1 protein-coding gene is annotated in these 293 nt (G+C 58.0%); it reads right to left on the bottom strand.

Annotated elements, in window-relative coordinates; translation table 11 throughout:
- Positions 1-274, bottom strand: a 274-nt coding sequence (locus tag QP381_RS08900) for a hypothetical protein (protein ID WP_285068632.1), incomplete at its 3' end; no start/stop codon positions are given.
- Positions 275-293 lie beyond the last annotated feature (19 nt).

Raw genomic sequence — 293 nt, 5'->3', positions numbered from 1 at the left:
ACCGCAACGTATCCTCAACCGTGTCATCCATCATGCGTTCAAACTCTTCACGCGTGATCGTCGCCGACACGTCCTTAGTCAGGTCCACTGTCACGTGCCCGCCCGGCTCTTTCCGAACACTGGAATCACGACCAGCGGTAGTGGCGGGAGCACTAGGGTTCTGCGCTTTCCGAGCGCGATACGCAGCCTGCCTACACGCATCAGAACAATACTTCGCACGAACACCGGCATTCCGGTCAAGCTGCGTGCCACAATGCGCACACACGCGTTTCATCATGTCCTCCTGTCACGCT

Source organism: Pauljensenia sp. UMB6358 (assembly GCF_030216865.1).
GTDB lineage: Bacteria > Actinomycetota > Actinomycetes > Actinomycetales > Actinomycetaceae > Pauljensenia > Pauljensenia turicensis_A.
This window is presented reverse-complemented; position numbering and strand designations above follow the sequence as displayed.